The sequence below is a fragment of the Pseudanabaena sp. lw0831 genome, assembly GCF_016584665.1.
In the GTDB taxonomy this organism is placed as follows: Bacteria; Cyanobacteriota; Cyanobacteriia; order Pseudanabaenales; family Pseudanabaenaceae; genus Pseudanabaena.
The window spans coordinates 1-16,316 of record NZ_BBJB01000040.1 but is presented as its reverse complement, the minus strand read 5'-3'; the positions used below and the strand labels follow the sequence as shown (position 1 = coordinate 16,316).

The 16,316-nt window shown below is 41.5% G+C and carries 16 protein-coding genes; 7 read left to right on the top strand and 9 right to left on the bottom strand.

Features of this window, described 5'->3' with window-relative positions:
• Window positions 1–30 precede the first annotated feature (30 nt).
• Both APA_RS07000 and APA_RS06995 read right to left on the bottom strand, forming a co-directional pair.
• Window positions 31–657 (bottom strand): response regulator transcription factor, encoded by a 627-nt coding sequence (locus tag APA_RS07000; RefSeq protein ID WP_201321582.1) that lies wholly within the window; start codon window positions 655–657, stop codon window positions 31–33.
• Complete coding sequence (locus APA_RS06995; RefSeq protein ID WP_201321581.1) at window positions 647–3,016, bottom strand: histidine kinase; 2,370 nt, start codon at window positions 3,014–3,016, stop codon at window positions 647–649. Before APA_RS06995 ends, APA_RS07000 begins: the two co-directional genes overlap by 11 nt.
• A 222-nt stretch (window positions 3,017–3,238) precedes the next feature.
• Here APA_RS06995 and APA_RS06990 point away from each other — a divergent pair, with 222 nt between their 5' ends.
• The 4 genes from APA_RS06990 to APA_RS06975 all read left to right on the top strand — a co-directional run bounded on the left by APA_RS06990 (window position 3,239) and on the right by APA_RS06975 (window position 5,763).
• Window positions 3,239–3,508, top strand: coding sequence for a CDGSH iron-sulfur domain-containing protein (locus APA_RS06990; protein ID WP_201321580.1), 270 nt, complete (start codon window positions 3,239–3,241; stop codon window positions 3,506–3,508).
• Between the two features lie 15 nt (window positions 3,509–3,523).
• Window positions 3,524–4,708: an MFS transporter gene (locus APA_RS06985; RefSeq protein ID WP_201321579.1), complete on the top strand. Its 1,185-nt coding sequence runs from the start codon at window positions 3,524–3,526 to the stop codon at window positions 4,706–4,708.
• 39 nt (window positions 4,709–4,747) lie between these two features.
• Window positions 4,748–4,933 (top strand): SDR family NAD(P)-dependent oxidoreductase, encoded by a 186-nt coding sequence (locus tag APA_RS25440; protein ID WP_201321578.1) that lies wholly within the window; start codon window positions 4,748–4,750, stop codon window positions 4,931–4,933.
• An 86-nt stretch (window positions 4,934–5,019) separates the two neighbouring features.
• Complete coding sequence (locus APA_RS06975) at window positions 5,020–5,763, top strand: SDR family oxidoreductase (protein WP_201321577.1); 744 nt, start codon at window positions 5,020–5,022, stop codon at window positions 5,761–5,763.
• Between the two features lie 184 nt (window positions 5,764–5,947).
• On the opposite strand, the gene APA_RS06970 is transcribed toward APA_RS06975, so the two are convergent.
• Together APA_RS06970 and APA_RS25105 are read right to left on the bottom strand one after the other, a co-directional pair.
• Window positions 5,948–6,763: a transposase gene (locus APA_RS06970; RefSeq protein WP_236579433.1), complete on the bottom strand. Its 816-nt coding sequence runs from the start codon at window positions 6,761–6,763 to the stop codon at window positions 5,948–5,950.
• Window positions 6,756–7,091 carry a hypothetical protein gene (locus tag APA_RS25105; protein WP_236579432.1) on the bottom strand — a complete coding sequence of 112 codons (336 nt, stop codon included), beginning with the start codon at window positions 7,089–7,091 and terminating at the stop codon, window positions 6,756–6,758. The genes APA_RS06970 and APA_RS25105 overlap by 8 nt, the downstream gene beginning before the upstream one ends.
• Before the next feature lie 137 nt (window positions 7,092–7,228).
• Here APA_RS25105 and APA_RS06965 point away from each other — a divergent pair, with 137 nt between their 5' ends.
• The 3 genes from APA_RS06965 to APA_RS25725 are packed head-to-tail and all read left to right on the top strand — an operon-like array spanning window position 7,229 to window position 9,355.
• Window positions 7,229–7,822, top strand: a complete 594-nt coding sequence (locus APA_RS06965) for a flavodoxin family protein (protein WP_201321576.1) — start codon at window positions 7,229–7,231, stop codon at window positions 7,820–7,822.
• A gap of 12 nt (window positions 7,823–7,834) precedes the next feature.
• Window positions 7,835–9,124, top strand: a complete 1,290-nt coding sequence (locus tag APA_RS06960) for an iron uptake porin (RefSeq protein ID WP_201321575.1) — start codon at window positions 7,835–7,837, stop codon at window positions 9,122–9,124.
• A gap of 15 nt (window positions 9,125–9,139) precedes the next feature.
• Window positions 9,140–9,355, top strand: a complete 216-nt coding sequence (locus APA_RS25725; RefSeq protein WP_201321574.1) for a carbohydrate porin — start codon at window positions 9,140–9,142, stop codon at window positions 9,353–9,355.
• Window positions 9,356–9,633: 278 nt separating this feature from the next.
• Here the strand turns inward: APA_RS25725 and APA_RS06950 are convergent, their stop codons facing one another.
• From APA_RS06950 to dnaB, 5 genes are all read right to left on the bottom strand, one after another.
• Window positions 9,634–10,764, bottom strand: coding sequence for a CO2 hydration protein (locus APA_RS06950; protein ID WP_201321573.1), 1,131 nt, complete (start codon window positions 10,762–10,764; stop codon window positions 9,634–9,636).
• Between the two features lie 64 nt (window positions 10,765–10,828).
• Window positions 10,829–12,838, bottom strand: a complete 2,010-nt coding sequence (locus APA_RS06945) for a hypothetical protein (protein WP_201321572.1) — start codon at window positions 12,836–12,838, stop codon at window positions 10,829–10,831.
• Window positions 12,839–13,038: 200 nt separating this feature from the next.
• Complete coding sequence (locus tag APA_RS06940) at window positions 13,039–13,878, bottom strand: hypothetical protein (protein WP_201321571.1); 840 nt, start codon at window positions 13,876–13,878, stop codon at window positions 13,039–13,041.
• 192 nt (window positions 13,879–14,070) lie between these two features.
• The gene (locus tag APA_RS06935; RefSeq protein WP_201321570.1) at window positions 14,071–14,667 is read right to left on the bottom strand and encodes an antibiotic biosynthesis monooxygenase; all 597 of its coding nucleotides are present in this window, start codon (window positions 14,665–14,667) and stop codon (window positions 14,071–14,073) included.
• Window positions 14,668–14,781: 114 nt separating this feature from the next.
• Window positions 14,782–16,164, bottom strand: a complete 1,383-nt coding sequence (gene dnaB, locus APA_RS06930; RefSeq protein ID WP_201321569.1) for a replicative DNA helicase — start codon at window positions 16,162–16,164, stop codon at window positions 14,782–14,784.
• Between the last annotated feature and the right edge of the window lie 152 nt (window positions 16,165–16,316).

The window sequence follows — 16,316 nt, the reverse complement described above, 5'->3', positions numbered from 1 at the left end:
GGAAAGCGCTGTAAGAAATTGCGATCTGCTTCAAGAACTAACGATTCCGCGCTTGATCGCAACTAATGTTGCTTGAGTGCGATCGCTTACGCTCAGTTTACTTAAAACACTGTTGATATGATACTTGACCGTACTTTCGGAAATATATAACTCACTGGCTATTTGTTGGTTATTCAGCCCTTTCGCCACAAGTTTTAATACATCTAGTTCTCGGTTGGATAATTGGGGGCGGTTGAGCCTTTCAGAGAGCTTTTCACCAACTTCAGGGGGAATATATTTTTTGCCTTCATAAACTGTTTTGATAGCTTTAATAATCTCATCCACAGGTGCATTCTTAAAAATATATCCCTTGGCTCCTGCCTTTAAGCCTTTATAAATATCTTCGTCGCCATCGTAAGTCGTGAGAACAATAATTTTTGCCTCCGTAAATTCTTGATGAATGGCGGCGATCGCATCTGCTCCACTCATCTCTGGCATTCGTAAATCCATTAAAGTGACATCTGGTCGCTGCTGACGGAACAACTCAATGGCTTCCAGTCCATTATTTGCCTCAGCTACAATTTCCATATTGGGAGTGTACTTGATCATTAATACCAATCCACTTCTTACAATCGGATGATCATCCACCACCATAATTCGGATTGATTTATCGATCATGATTTTGGGTCTCCAATGGAATCTCTACTAAAACTTCTGTGCCTTGTCCTAAAATGCTGTTAATTGATAGTTGTCCACCAAGGCGATCGCTACGCTCTGACATACTCAAAATACCAAAACCGCCGTTATCCAGACTAGGTTGAAACCCACAACCATTGTCTGTAATTGCAAGAGAGATAAGAGAGCTTTTGTAGGTAAGAACAATTGAGAGATTCTTCGGCTTAGCGTGCTTTAAAGCATTGATAATCGCTTCTTGGGCAATCTTAAGTAAGTTGTATCCAATTATCGCAGCCACCTGATAAGCTGTTCCGAAGATCTGAAAGTCAACTAGTAGAGAATTATCGAGAGCTGTTTGTTTAAGATTTTCAATATATTGAGATAGTTTGTTCGCTAAGTCAGCATATTCTTGGGCGGTTGGATAAATTTCCCAAACAGATCTGCGGGCTTCGGCTAGTCCAGATTGAGCGATTTCGTTGATGCGATCGAGGATTGGTTCTATAGTTTTAGGATCTTCATTAAATAACCACTTTGCTACACCCAACTGGAGCGATATCCCTGTAAAAGCTTGGGCGAGGGTGTCGTGAATTTCACCCGCTAAACGGTTGCGTTCTTCATACAAAGCTGCTTGTTTGGATTGTTCAGCTAATTGAATTAACAGAATTGCCAGTGCTGCTTGATTTGCCAAAGCAATTACTAGTTGGCGTTTTTCTTCTACTAGCTCAAGCTTTTCGTTAAAAGATAGACCGAGAAAACCCACGCTGCGATCGCCAGTTTTTAGCACCAGAATTCCGCAGGCTTTATATCCTCCTCGAATATGAGACTCGATACTATCTGGCCAAGCAACTGCTTTAAGTTCTGGTGGTAGTTTCGCCACATCTTCGATTAGGACAAGGTTCTGCTCCTCCATCATCGAAAATAAAGGGGTAATATCTGCTGAAAAGGGAGTAGAAAAAATGGCAGGTTCAGATGGGGAAGGTTTTTGGATGAGTTCACCATTAATTACCCTTGCTACCACCTCTAGTATTCTGTCTGGTTGATGTAATACCAATAAATGCGCCAGATCGGCTTGCACAGTAGCACTAATTTCTAGCAAGATCTGTTCTAAAAAATTATTGAGATTTTCTTCTCTTGCTAGCCAAGTGAGACTGCGACGTAGGGTCTCATTGATCTTTTCTAGTTCGGTGGCTCTTTCTTTTGCGGCTTTTTCTTGCTCACGGGCGATCGCAGTCTGCTTCGCTTCATTAGATAAGCGCAACATTTCTACTACCATCGTCATCTGTTCAGCGAGAACTTTTAGCAATCCAAAGCTTTTACCCATAGGTGGGTCTTCTTCGGCAAAGCCAAGCCCTAGCCAACCGATTAAGCGATCGCTAATCTGCATTGGTATATGCCTAATAGAACGATTATTGTGTTCTTGGTGAAATGCTACAAATTCTGGAGGCATTCTCGGATCGTTAGGGTTTACGACCCAAGTGTTTGGCGATTTAAGAATACTTAGAGCTAGATCCATTAATTCTGGTGAAAGTGCTGAAACATTTAATCCTCGCGATCTTTGGATTTGTGGATCTACCAATCCTTTGTTGTCAAATAGCACTGGATAACAAAGAAAATCCTCTTCTATTAAGACTACTGCACCCGAATGTGCTCCCGATATTTCCATACTCACTTTTAACATCTCTGCTAAAACATGCTCTAGATTTTCGAGCCTTGCCATACCTGCGATCCCACCGCGTAAGGCTTTATTTACTTTTTCTAATTCGGTTGCACGTTCTTGTTCAGATCGAAGCAGAGCTTTCTGAGTGCGATCGCGCTGAATTGCACTACCAATAGAATTCGCCGCAATTTTTAGTACTGATAATTCAGATTGACCTCGATGTTTTACTTCACGACAGTCATCAATACCAACTACTCCCCAACATTTATTTTCCACAAAAATCGGAACAACATGTAGTGCTTTCACTCCAAGTTTCTCTTGACCACTCCGAAATGGTTCGGGCATGTCCTTAGTCAAATAAATTAAGCTTCGATCTTGGTTAATGCTTTCATACCATGATTCAATACCTTCATATGTTCCTTGAGAAATTTCTGGATGGGTAATTTGTGAGACGGTGTCTGGAGAATCCCACTCATATAACATTTTCCAACAAGGTAGCTGTTGTTCTGGACAATCAAAATTCTCAATTACGGTAACGCGATCAGTATCCAATGCCTCACCAATAATCTTAAGGGCTGTATTAACTGCATCATCAACGGATGGAATTGTGAGTAAGGCATTGGTAGCATTCGCAGAGGCTCGTAACAGGCGATCGCCTAATGTCTCCTTATTATCTTCATTTAGAGCTAAGAAGTCCTGCGGCATCTGTTTCGGTTTGCTAATATCGGCTTAATTCTATAACGATTTCTACATTTTCTTGATCCAGACACAAATCCTGTACTTAAGTACGGGTATAAACCAGTCAATTGTTTAACGAATTTAAGCCGTGACGCTAGGGACTGATAATGCATCTTCCTGATAACATGCGAATGCAATTAAAAATAGATTCTATTGCAGTTAATACCTACTAACTTATTCACTGAAATTATGTCAGAAACCAACCTACCTGAACCAAAAATTGTTGATAAAAAACCAGTAGTAATGACTCTAGAAGCAGGAAAGTATTTCTGGTGTAGTTGTGGGCTGTCAGTAAATCAACCTTTCTGTAATGGCGCACACAAGGGAACTGATTTCCGTCCCGTAGTATTTGAGCTATCTGAACCAAAGAAAATGGCTTTATGTCTTTGTAAATATACTGCTGGAGCACCAAGCTGTGATGGTTCTCATTTGAAATTGACCGATTCAGTCTCAGCCTAAAAATAAACTCGGATCATGAAAATTGCGATCGCCCAAAAATACAACTCTTTGCCTACTCGCGTGACCTTGCTGGTTGCTAGTATGCTGACAATCATGGCAAGTGCGACGATCGCACCTTCTTTGCCTGCGATGTTAAAGCATTTTGAATCAGTACCAAACTCTGCTTATTGGGTAAGGTTAGTACTGACTCTACCCGCGCTATTTATAGCGATCAGCGCTCCATTACTAGGGGTTTTAGTAGATCGGATAGGACGAAAACCCTTATTATTTCTATCCCTAATTATCTATGGCTTATCGGGTAGTTCAGGCTTATGGCTAAATTCTTTAGATACGATTATTATTAGTCGAGCGTTACTAGGAGTTAGCGTTGCAGGGATTTCCATTTCTACCACTGCTTTAATTGCTGACTACTACAGTGGGGCACCTAGAGGAAAGTTTCTGGGCTTACAGGCTGCCTTTAGTTCTTTAGGCGGTGTGGTATTTGTCTCTTTGGGCGGATGGTTGACCGATATCGGGTGGCGTAATCCTTTTCTGATCTACTTCGCGGCATTGTTGGTATTGCCTGCGGTCTTGTATTTTCTGTCAGAGCCACCGCGCCAAGATTCAACTCAATCTTCTAATCATTCTGAAAAGTCTAGTCGCTTGCCATATCTAATTGTTGGTCTGACATTTGCAGCCGCATTGCTAGGTCAGATGGCTTTTTATACGATTCCAGTGCAGATCCCCTTTTATCTTAAGAATTTATTCCAATCCTCTGCTTCTCAAAGTGGGATCGCGATCGCAATTTGCACTCTTGGTTCTGCTATCTCTGCTTTTCAATATCAACGGATCAAAGCCAAGCTGACATTTTTTAGCATCTATGGAATCGCTTTTAGTACTATGGCTTTAGGGTTTGGTTTGATTAGCCTTGGCAGTAGTTTTGCAATTGTTGTTGTAGGTTTAGGAACTGTAGGAATTGGACTGGGTTTGGTTATGCCAAATATGACCTTTTGTCTGACTTCCGCTACTCCTGCGAATATGCGCGGCAAGATTTTAGGTGGTTTAACAAATTCTATGTTTTTAGGTCAGTTCGTATCACCCCTCGTGAGCCAACCTTTGAGCCTCGCGATCGGATTGAATATGACCTACGGCGTAGCAGGGATTGCGATGGTGATATTAGCTTTTGCCTTCGTGATTTTGCTTTGGAATTGGCACGATTAAAAATTGTTTTTACTGCAAATTTATCGAGGAGGTAAATTTATGTCACTCAAAGGGAAAGTTGCTCTGGTTACAGGGGCTTCCAGAGGTATTGGTAAGGCGATCTCTGAACGATTCAGCATAGATGGAGCTAAAGTAGCAATCACCTATGTCGGGAATAAAGAGAAAGCTGAAACTCTTATCGCAGATTTTCAAAGTCGCGGAGTAAAGGAACTTTCTTTATACTAAAGCAAGCGGCTAAGCGCATTAGCGATGGTGGATTCATCAAGTGCTTCACAAAAAAAAAATTAGAGTTTAATTTAGTGAGGGAAACAATGGAAATTGCGAATAGTATTGCTCTAGTAACTGGAGCGAATGGCGGTTTAGGTCAGTACTATGTTGAGGCGTTGCGATCTCAGGGGGCTGCCAAAATCTACGCAGGTGCGCGTAACATAGAGAAACTAGCGTCACTGGTGGCTAGCGATCCCGAAAGAATTGTTCCAATTGCTCTAGAAATTACTGACGAAGATTCCGTTAACCAAGCAGCTTCCCTATGTCAAGATGTGACATTACTGATCAATAACGCTGGGGTTGGTTTCAATCAGGGACTAATTGCTGCTAAGGATTTATCCCAAGCTCGGATGGAAATTGAAGTCAACTATTTTGGAACCTTAATGATGTGTCGTGCTTTTGCCCCTGTGCTTAGTCACAATCAAGGTGGTGCGATCGTCAATATGATATCGATGGTAGCGAAAGTCAACCTTCCTTTTAATGGTAGTTATAGTGCATCTAAGGCGGCTACTCTATCCCTTACACAGGGAGTCCGTGCAGAGCTAGCGGCTCAAGGAACTCTAGTGGTAGCAGTGTTACCTGCGACCATTGACATTGGCATGGGGAAATCCTATCCCGATCCCAAGGTGTCTCCCGAAGACGTTGTCAGAGATGCCTTACAAGCGGTAATCGATCAGGTTGAAGATGTTTATCCTGGGGAACAAGCCAAAGCAATGGCTGCCCAGTTGCTTCAAGATCCTAAATCTCTTGAAAAAGCAATGGCAATGATGTTGCCAACTTCCATTTAAGTAGCTAAGCACAATTAAATATAAACCCCCAAAAATTGTACCGCCTGCTGCGCGGTCAGTACAGTTTTTGGCTCTGGTTTTTTGATTATGCCAAGGTACTTAATTAATCAGTTTGTTACGTTGGAAGGTTTAATTACTTGTTTCTTAAAACAGTATCTCAGATCTTGCACCATTCCTGAAAGAGTTAAGTGGGAATGGGTTTGAGAACAATTTCAAAGCCATGACGAGCAGCAATATCGGCACTAATTTGAAGATACCTGAGAAGTTTCAACCAAAGGACAGAAGGGAATAAAATAGAAAGAGTTAAATCACAGGTAGCTTTCCAGTCCAAGACAGGAGGAAGAAACCATTGATCGATCCAATGAGCCAAAAGATAAGAAAGTAGAGAGAGGATAAGCCAACGATAAACGCCAGGTTTTGTAGATTGCCCAAAACAATGCAAACCAAAGCGATGTTTGATAGTTTTAAAGAAGCCTTCAATTGCCCAACGCTTACGTCCCAACATCACCAGATAAGCACCAGAATAAGGATGCGAAGAGACAACAAAGCGTAACTCCCGTTTACTATCAGCTCTTTTGAGCCAAAACCAAGAAATCGTCAAAGGCTTAGTTAGCCCTTCTAGCAAAACTTGTTGTCCGCGTTTGCCATGGCGATAAAGCTGTTTGACTGTACGTCCATCTTGAAGTTTACGATTGTTGCGTACGCCGACAACAATGCGCCAAGACTTTGCGCGGACAGCATTGAAAAACTTCACGGTACTAAACTCAGTATCGGCAAGCACAATCACAGTCGTGCCTTGGGTTAGTTGCTTGGGTACTGTCCCCAATAACTTACAAGCTAAGTCAGAGGGACTGGGGTATCCTTTGCCGCGCCATACTCTAAAACTCCATGGTACGCGCCACTCACCATAGACCAAATACAGTACAACCAGATGTAGTCCTCGCTTGCCGTTTAGTATTCTCACCCATGGGTCAGGCTCGTTTTGCGTGGGATTACTCAAATGTAAAAACTTGCCGCATTTTTCTAAGGTGGTCAAGTCTATCAATATCTTTGAATGGCACTTGTTTCGCTGGGCGATGCTTGCCGATTTGTCCCAAAATAGCCTGCCTTGTTGCTCGAATCAGCCCTCTTGTTGACCAGTTATAGTGATTGAGAAATCGACTCAACGCACTCGCTGATTTTACCTCTGTATGTTCTGGATAGGGATGACCTTGTGCTTCCAGAAATAGTCCTAGTATTGCATTGAGACTTGCTTTTTGATACACACTTGGCATCAAACACAGTAGGCTATACACTAGTCCTTGGGCGTACTTAACGATGCTTTCCATAATCGTTATTTGAATTTATTACCACCCCTTTTTTTCACACTTTTGCTCTCTTTGCAACCCCTTTCTAGAATGGTGCAAGATCTGAGGTATCTTAAATTTCTATCTATCTATCTATTCAAACATACGAAATGAATACTATGACTTCTATATCCATTGTCTATTTTTCTGGTTCTGGACATACTCATCTGATGGCTGAAGCCTTTGCTGAAGGTGCAAGTAAGATTGCTGATACTAAAGTTCAGCTTTTCAGAATTACTGGCGAACAAATCCATAATGGACGTTGGGGCAATGCCGAGATTTTAGGAGCCCTCAATCAATCTGATGCAATTATTTTCGGTTCACCCACTTCTATGGGAGGCGTAGCTGCCCAGTTCAAAGCCTTTTTCAAAGCCTTTATTGATGGCGCTAGTAGTATTTGGGCAAGACAACTATGGAAAGATAAATTAGCAGGTGGTTTCACTCATTCTGGTTCTCCTAGTGGAGACAAGCAAGGCACGCTGCTTTATCTCGCGATTAATGCGGCGCAACATTCGATGATTTGGGTCGGCGCGGGAGAGATGAATCAAAATGGTGTGAACCGTCTAGGATCTTATATGGGAGTGATGGGACAGTCTGTTCCAGACTTTTCAGGCACTAAAGCCGCAGAGCTTGAATCTGGCGATCGCTTGTCATCATTGCTATATGGTGAGCGCGTTGCTAATGCTACAAAAAAATGGAAAAATGCCAATTAAATTAGGAGAGATATGCAAAGAAAGTTATATCTAGCAATAGTTTTACTGTTTTTAGCAAGTCATTCTATTTCGGAGGCTGAAGAGTTAACGATAAACCAACTCTCTGATGTAAGAACTACAGATTGGGCATTTATAACTTTGCAATCCCTACGCGAACGCTATGGCTGTCTCAAGAGCTATCCCGATCGCATCTATCGCGGCAACTCAGCACTGACTCGCTATGAGCTTGCCGCAGGACTGCGATCCTGCATCAATAAGTTAGATGAGATGCTTGACAATGGACTGAGCGACAAGATTCGTCAAGAGGATCTGAGCGCATTACAGCGTTTACAAAGCGAATTTACATCAGAATTAGCAATAATTTCTCAAAAAGTTGATACTCTAGAACAACGTAGAGATCTGCTAGAAACTCAAAAATTTTCTCCGACAACCAAACTTTCAGGACAGGCAATTTTTGCAGTCTCGGCAGGAGGCTTTAATGGCGATCGCATAATTTCCCCAACTCGTGCGATCGTTACCCGTACCCAACCCACTGCTACTTTTCTCTATCGACTCTCCCTCGATCTGAATACTAGCTTTGTCGGTAACGATCTACTCAAAATCCGCTTGGTGACAGGTAGTGCTGGCGCAAATGATAGTACTTCAGGATTTTTAGAACCAAACTTTGCTAGCGCCCTCGACTATTCCATCCAAGGCCGAGACAATCAGATTAGCCTAGCGCGACTTTACTATTCGTTTAATGTTGTGGATGAAGTTCGTTTAACGATCGCCCCCTTCATGGTGGCTGGTGATTTCATCGATAAAAACCGCTACGCCAATGTTAGTTTTAATGACTTCTCAACCCAATCCTTGGTCAATAATTTCATTCTTTTATCTCGTCCTGGTGGTGCTGGTGTCGTAGCCGAATGGTCGCCTAAGCAAATTCCTATTCAATTACGCGCTTTATATGTAGCCGCCAATGCTAATAGACCGACTGGTTCAGTGATCGTTAATTCGTTGCGATCGAGTGAGTCCGCAGAGTTACCAGTTTTAATCTTTCCTAATCGTGGTGGTGAACAAGGGCTATTTGGCGATCCCTATCAAGGTATTGTGGAATTGGAATACTCAGCAGACAAAAACTTTGCTTTACGCTTGCAATATGCAGGGGGCAAGGTTGTTGGCAGTGCCTTTCATGCTTTTGGTGTTAATTTTGATTGGGGAATTAGCGGTCGCATCGGCGTTTTTGGTCGCTATGGCTTAAGTAGTTACAAAGATACCGAATTTGGAAATATCAATCCAAATTACTGGATGGCAGGTTTCTAGTTTAAGGATCTGTTTATGCAAGGTTCTACCACAGGAATTGCGGTTGGACAGCCGCTAATTGTTAGAGAGATTGGCAATGCTATGCAAACAGATTTTGAGGCTTTTTACAACATTCCTATCAATAAGTTTATTCGGATTACGCCACTGATTCAAGTTATTACCAATGCTGACAACCGTAATGAAAATGGCACTATTTTCGTCGGCACTTTACGCACAGTTTTCTCGTTTTGAGAAGGAATCAATACCAAAGCACAAAATGGCAACTCCATTTTGTGCTTTGGGTAATGTCCCACATTTGTTGGAAGGTTCAACAGATTAGAGCGCGATCGCTTTTTAGTAGAGACAAATATTTCTGGAATCTTTGTAATTAGTAATATGTTTCATAGCTCCGTCAATCGTTTTGCTTCAGGTGAAGGTTCAATTTGATTGCAATTTGTCCACCAGCATTTTGCTAATGTCTAACCCCAGCAGTAAATAGCGCCGCTATTTACTGCTGGGGTAAAAATAATTTATTGCATTGTATATAAACGCGATCGCGATAGACGCGCCAAGAAAGGAGCAAGAAATTTGTCATTGGCCTGCTTTTCCTGAGGATCTTCAGTTTCCAAAGGATGGGGTGCTAAACCACGCAAGGCGGCTGTGGTTACGCAAAACATCGACTTTTGGAAAGATAGACAAATCTTGACTAGCAAATCCTCTTCACCGCGATCGCCCTTTTTGTAAACCTCATGCAAATAGTCGGGCAAAAAATGTCGCATATCCTGCATTAGCAATGTGGGTGGAATCCCTGCACCGCCTACGGGTAAATGATCGGCGTATAGTACACCATAATTGAATTGCGAAATTTCCGTAGAAATTTGATGCGCTTGGGCATTGTAAGAAATAGTGCCACGAAATGGGAAGGAGCGGAAAAACACTGCTTCTACATATGGCACTGCTGTATCCATTAAGAATGTTAAATTTGCCGATACAGGTACGATTTCGTAATCTTTCCCATTGATCGATACTTTATAGATATAAGGCACACTGGCCGCAGCAACTAAACCATCTTGAACATGCTGAACGACATCGGGAATGCTTTTAATCTCACCGCGATCATATCGATCGCTTAATTCCAAAAACATTGGCGACATAAACGACCAAAAATATCCCAGAGCGCTGTAGTAGGTCATTAGACGTACCTGCTCAATCAAGAAATCTGGAAATAATTGATTTGCTGCCGCCATCAAAGGATTACGACCAACTTTGGCAGCGATCGCTAATTTAGCAAGTTTTTTAAATTCTTCGGAGTCTAAATAAGCATCTAACCCGCCACCGCCATGCCAAAACATTGCTTTCATGCAATATTCGGCAAATTCAAAATTGATGCGATCGTGCCACAAATGGCGACCGAGTTTACTTAAGGAGAAATCACCATTAAAGAACTTAAAGAATGGGAAAAACACAAGAAACTGATGCTCAGAAATATAGGTAAGATTCCTATAATATTCACCCAGCACTACACCATAGCTTTTGAGGATGCCAACAACCTCTAGCAAGTTTTCAGGAGAATCTGGAAGCAATGCACCACCTGATTCTAGGCGTTGCTTCACCGCAGCAAGGGCTGGTTCAATAGTTTTATTTTGACTCGATACACTCATAATCAAATTTTACAATGCTTCTGGATAAAACCAAACATTAGTGAGGTGGGCGCAACCCACCTCACTAATGTTTGGGGCGAACCAATTTTTTTAATCGCTTCAGCGCCTTGCGTTGGATGATCGCTAAAGGGACTAATGCTTTGATCAGTGGAGAGCTAACTTGCAGACTTGCCTCACTCCATGCATTGCGATGCACATTAAAGCCATCACGTTTTGCGATCGCATATTTAACAACATCATCTATGCGTAAAGGCATCGCCCAATAAAAATGATAAAGCTCATTAGGATCATCAAAAAATGGACAATCCATGAAGGCTGCTGCCTCCTGTTGCGTTGGTGAGTTATTAAAAGTAAGAAACATTTCATCTAAGGCTTCACGCAATAATTTTGGAGAAGTATCAAAAGAGAAATCAGTAGGCGATCGCTCCACAAGATGACGCACAAAAGCAACCACAGATTGCTGAAAAGATTTTAGCCCCCAGCCCAGAGCAGGTTCATTACTTTTATGCTTGAGCAATGGAACTACAGAACCATCGGCTTGCAAAGTATACTCAAGGGTTGTACCTTCACAGCCTGCACAAAAAACTTCCATCGCCGACACATAGCGATAGTCGATATCATTGCGAAGTCCCACAGAATTATTTAAATTAAAGAAAAAGGCAAGTGCTTCTCCTTTATGTTTGAGTCCGCCAGTTGGTTTGTCCAAGGCAAAATAGAAACCGACAGGATTTCTAGTCCCAAATATCTCAAAAGCATTTTCCAGAGAGATTTGCAAGCTGCCACGCCAGCCTACATCAACCAAGCCAAATGCTTGTCCATCAAGCATTTTTTCCTGATGCAAATAAGCTTTTAAAACTTCACGTTTCTGCTCAGCCACTTGGAGAACTAATGATTGTAAAGGTTGATGCTGTTCTAACTTAGATCGTAGCGAAATTCTTTCTTTTGCCGTTAAATCCTTTTGCCAAAGATCTTCGGGATAGCCCAACGGCTCAAAAATTGGCTTAGCGGCTTGGCGTTCGAGACACATTCTGGCAAGCAGACTATCAATTGTAAAAAAAGTCGTATCATCAAACATCCATTCCCAAAAAGCTTTGTTAATCTTGGTTAGCCCAGGCATTCTCAACGCTTGACGACTGACATAAAGATAACGCAGCTCCACTTCTGGATAAATCTTGGGAGCAAGTTCCTTGGCAATTTGCAGCAACATTTCCCCATCCCTTGCTAAGAAGTAGATGCGGGCGAGTTGTTTGGATTTAGCCTGTTGCAAAATCCAAATCGTATAGGCTGTTAAGATAGGTGCAGCAACGGAAGCGGCAATATCTTGAATGATTGATTCTTTTGGTGTTTTTGTCTCTCTAGTTAGGCGCGTATAGCGAGATATACCTGCCCAAAGAGAAGTAATACCATTTGTAGTATCAGCATATTTTTGAAGTATTAATTCATAGCGATTAGGATTTGCATCATTAAAATAAACAGAATTAACACCTAATGAACTAGGCATAGCAACATCAGGCTGCCAACTATTGCCAATGTGAGTAAGAGCTTGGGGCTGTAAGCTTAAATCTTCCAGTACTTTTAAAAATAGATCGCCTTTACCCTTAGATTTCCTAAACTGTGAAGATACATATAAGCGATCGCCTTCTTGCCAAAAGCCATGCTGCTTGAGGCGTTCCTCCAGAAAGGCTTCGGGCAAGTACATATCTGATAGGAACAAAACATTCGGATGCGATCGCCTTGTCTGCTCAATCAGTTGATAAGCTCTAGGAACAGCCACCAGATATTCCGCTTCAACTTCCAATTCTAGATTTTTGAGTTTATCAATGGTTCCCGTGTCAATTTCTAAAGTATTCGCAATTTCACGATAGATTTCATCGAGACTGACTTCCCCACCTTCATAAAACAAACGCGATCTCCACTCAGCATTAACCCTAACTGCGCAAAAAGTCTCAGCCGAGAAATCGATCCAGCCAAAACGCAAAGCGCGATCGCCACAGATTTTAAAAATTTCTGTGGGTTCGCTTACTAATCTTGTGAACAGAGTATCAAAGATATCAAAGCTAGATATTTGTGACATATAGAAAAGATATTTAGATTTGTTGAGGAGATAGATAGAGTCATTACATTAATATGGCTTAGGCTTTAGTCCTTTGCAATAACTTGCGATACCCAAAGCTCAAAAATATTTCAACGGAGTGATTAGAAATATTCTTTAGTAAGCTTCAGCAGACTTTAGCATTTAGCTAAGAACTTGAGCTTTTGGTTTAACAGTATCTATTAAACAAATACCGATTGCCAAAATTTATGCCTAATATCGCTGACGTAATGTCGCATGGCAATTTGCTTAGTTGCGAATTTGTCTGAATAGATAAACTGATCGTCAACATTCATAATATATTTCTCGCGAGCAAGAGCATTTCCGTGATTACGTTTAATCGTTAGATTGACAATTGTTTGTTCAGAAAAATAATTTGGAGGCTCTTTCAGGCTAGCCAATCTTTGTACGGATTCATCCCAATCTAAGGCTTTTTTGAATAGAATAAATCCAGCATTAATTGGATTTTGCTGTTCGATATCCTCATATATGAGCCGCTTGTCTAGAGAGTTTTTGCAGTCAGGTAAATAATAAGTATCTAGATCTGCTGAAGCAGCCAATTCAGCTAAATCTGAGGCTCCTTGAAAGAACAAAATATCTGAATCCGTGTAAAGTGTTGCTTCATCAATGGGAATGGACATCAGCGCCGCTAATTTTTTGCCCATGGCTTGCTGAGATGCATATTCATAGACTGATTGAGGCAAATCGTCTCGTTGAAATTTGGTGAGAAGCTGAACATCTACACAAGGATGAACACGACGAAGTAACTTCATACTCTTTTCTGTATAACTTCCATCAGACATGATCGTAAATGCTTTAGGAATTCCTACATGGCGAAGGAAAGAGCGTAGACTTGCTACTTGTTCGGGTAAGTCTCGTTCACAGGATAGGGCATAAACTTTAATAGGGACTTGGCGCTTTTGGGCGATCGGGAAACTCACTAAACTTGAAAGACTCGATTTATAGACAGATCGGAGAAATTTACCTTGGATCTTTGCCGCGTGATAACCAATGTTTACCATTCATTCCTCATCAAAGCTGATTAATTTACAGCGCTTTGCGCTCAAACTTGAATCAATAAACTTTTTTAAAATTTACTGTGGTTTTTTTGATCGTAAATTGCTGTAATGATTATTACAAAGCAATTATAAAGCCGCAATATCGCGATCGCAAATAAAATAGAAAGAAAGTAAATGAAGCACTTTATGATTTATTTACTTTCTTTTTTTTCTAGCTCGTTTTTGGGATGAGGGATAGAGCCAAAAAGCTAGTATTTTAGTTAAAAATGGCATGACTGGATAGGACAGTAGCGCAGATATAAAAGTGACCGAAATTAGTAAGCTTAATAGTGGAGGCAGTCCTTGCAAAAATGGAGCTAAAAGTAAGTTGGAGAGCAAAATCAGAGGATAAACTGTAATTACACCAATAATTACTTGTTTGTAATAAGCTGGCTCTGTTGGATTGCCTGATTTACTTTTAGGTAGAGTAAACCATAGTTCTAATCCATTTTGCTGATGTTGTTGCGATCGCTTGGAGATAAACTCTTCAGATCTCTGCATCCATTGCTGATAAACAGGTGAAGCAAGCCAATTTTTACAATGAGCATAGTTATCAAATTTAACGATAACTACATATTCAGGATATTGATGATCGCGAGGACGAATTACTTCAACCCCCATAAATCCCTCAAACTGCTGAGCTGATTGATTAATTCCTTTTGTCCAAGTTTCATATTCTTCTATGAGGTGTGGCTCAACAACTTCTGAGATAACTAAGGTGATCGGATCCGAATGCTGTCCAAGTTTCTGCATAGAGTCACTAGATAGTCTGGCTATAGTTGAGCTTATCTAAATTATATCTCTAAATAAAACCCAATATTTAGTGGGGCGGGCGAAGCCCGCCTCACTAATATTGGGTTTGCGATCTTAACTGCGACTAGAAGCCATATTCTCAAACTTAGTTAAGCGTGGTTCAAATAGTAATTTAACAGTACCAACTGGTCCATTACGGTGTTTGGCAATAATAATCTCGGCAACTCCGCGATCGGGTGTCTCTGGATTGTAATATTCATCACGATACAAATTAATTACTAAATCTGCGTCTTGCTCAATGCTTCCAGATTCTCTCAAGTCTGATAACATTGGGCGTTTATTAGTTCTCGCTTCTACGCCTCGACTCAATTGCGATAGAGCAATTACAGGTACATTCAATTCACGGGCTAAAGCTTTTAGCGATCGAGTAATTCTCGAAATTTCCTGTACCCGATTATCAGAGCCAGAACCTTCCATTAATTGCAAATAATCAATCAAAATCAGACCCAGCACGCCTCCCTTTTCTGACTGCAATCGACGAGCTTTGGAGCGTAATTCCGTAATTGGCGGATTGGGTGTGTCATCAATAAATAGTGGCAACTCCGATAGTCCACTGATTGCCATCGCAACCGTTCCCCATTCATTTTCACTTATTTGTCCAGTGCGGAGGCGGTTACTATCGATCCCCATATCACTGGAACGAACTTTAGATTGACTAGCAAGCAAACGGTAAACTAACTGCTCCTTCGACATTTCTAAACTAAATATCGCCACAGGCAGACGATGGATTTCGGCCATCTTTCTCGCTATTTCTAAACCGAAAGCAGTTTTACCCATTGACGGACGACCCGCAAGAACAATCAGATCCGATCGCTGCAAGCCGTTAGTCATTGCATCGAAATCGTAGAACCCCGTAATTAAACCTGTGGCAGTGGAATTACCAGTACCAAGAGAATTAAAGCGATTTTCTAATTCATAAAAGGTTTTTGTGAGAATATCGGCGGCAGGAGTAAGCCCTTGTTGGGCGCGGGATTGAGTAACCGCAAAAATCTTTTGTTCCGATTGGTCAAGTAGTTGTGGCAATTCGATTTCATTGCTGTAACTAATCTCGACTACACCTCTGGCAGCTTCGGCAAGTTTGCGTCTTGCATATTTGTCAGCAACTAATTGAGCATAAAAATCGATATTGACCGCGCTGACGGTACGATCGCAAAGTTGGGCAATTTTAGTTTGACCGCCAATTTTTTCGAGCATATCGCGATCGCTTAGCCATGTGGTCAAGCTCATCATGTCTGTCGGATTGGACTGATTATGTAACATCAGGCAAGCCCGAAAAATCTCTTGATGCGCCGCCACATAGAACATTTCAGGACGCAAGGTATCTAGCACTCGCGAAACTGCTTCTGGATCGATCAAGATACCACCTAAGACAGCCTCCTCTGCCTCAATGTTCTGTGGTGGTAGGCGATCGCTGATAGATTCAAAATCTTTGCTCATATAACTTACTGACTAGTTTGTTGTCTGGGAAAAAGACCTAGAAAGTTGGAGGCTAGGTTTGAGTGCATTCATAATTCTAGGTTTTAATTGCAAAATTAAAACCTAAGTAGCTAGGCTCAATTAAATATAAAACCCAAAATAAAGAGAGGCGG

Coding starts and splice junctions, on each gene's coding strand:
- APA_RS06985 (WP_201321579.1), top strand. CDS start 3,524: ATGAAAATTGCGATCGCCCAAAAATACAACTCTTTGCCTACTCGCGTG.
- dnaB (WP_201321569.1), bottom strand. CDS start 16,164: ATGAGCAAAGATTTTGAATCTATCAGCGATCGCCTACCACCACAGAAC.
- APA_RS06950 (WP_201321573.1), bottom strand. CDS start 10,764: ATGAGTGTATCGAGTCAAAATAAAACTATTGAACCAGCCCTTGCTGCG.
- APA_RS06965 (WP_201321576.1), top strand. CDS start 7,229: ATGACTTCTATATCCATTGTCTATTTTTCTGGTTCTGGACATACTCAT.
- APA_RS06995 (WP_201321581.1), bottom strand. CDS start 3,016: ATGCCGCAGGACTTCTTAGCTCTAAATGAAGATAATAAGGAGACATTA.
- APA_RS25725 (WP_201321574.1), top strand. CDS start 9,140: ATGCAAGGTTCTACCACAGGAATTGCGGTTGGACAGCCGCTAATTGTT.
- APA_RS25440 (WP_201321578.1), top strand. CDS start 4,748: ATGTCACTCAAAGGGAAAGTTGCTCTGGTTACAGGGGCTTCCAGAGGT.
- APA_RS07000 (WP_201321582.1), bottom strand. CDS start 657: ATGATCGATAAATCAATCCGAATTATGGTGGTGGATGATCATCCGATT.
- APA_RS06945 (WP_201321572.1), bottom strand. CDS start 12,838: ATGTCACAAATATCTAGCTTTGATATCTTTGATACTCTGTTCACAAGA.
- APA_RS06960 (WP_201321575.1), top strand. CDS start 7,835: ATGCAAAGAAAGTTATATCTAGCAATAGTTTTACTGTTTTTAGCAAGT.
- APA_RS06940 (WP_201321571.1), bottom strand. CDS start 13,878: ATGGTAAACATTGGTTATCACGCGGCAAAGATCCAAGGTAAATTTCTC.
- APA_RS06975 (WP_201321577.1), top strand. CDS start 5,020: ATGGAAATTGCGAATAGTATTGCTCTAGTAACTGGAGCGAATGGCGGT.
- APA_RS06990 (WP_201321580.1), top strand. CDS start 3,239: ATGTCAGAAACCAACCTACCTGAACCAAAAATTGTTGATAAAAAACCA.
- APA_RS25105 (WP_236579432.1), bottom strand. CDS start 7,091: ATGGAAAGCATCGTTAAGTACGCCCAAGGACTAGTGTATAGCCTACTG.
- APA_RS06935 (WP_201321570.1), bottom strand. CDS start 14,667: ATGCAGAAACTTGGACAGCATTCGGATCCGATCACCTTAGTTATCTCA.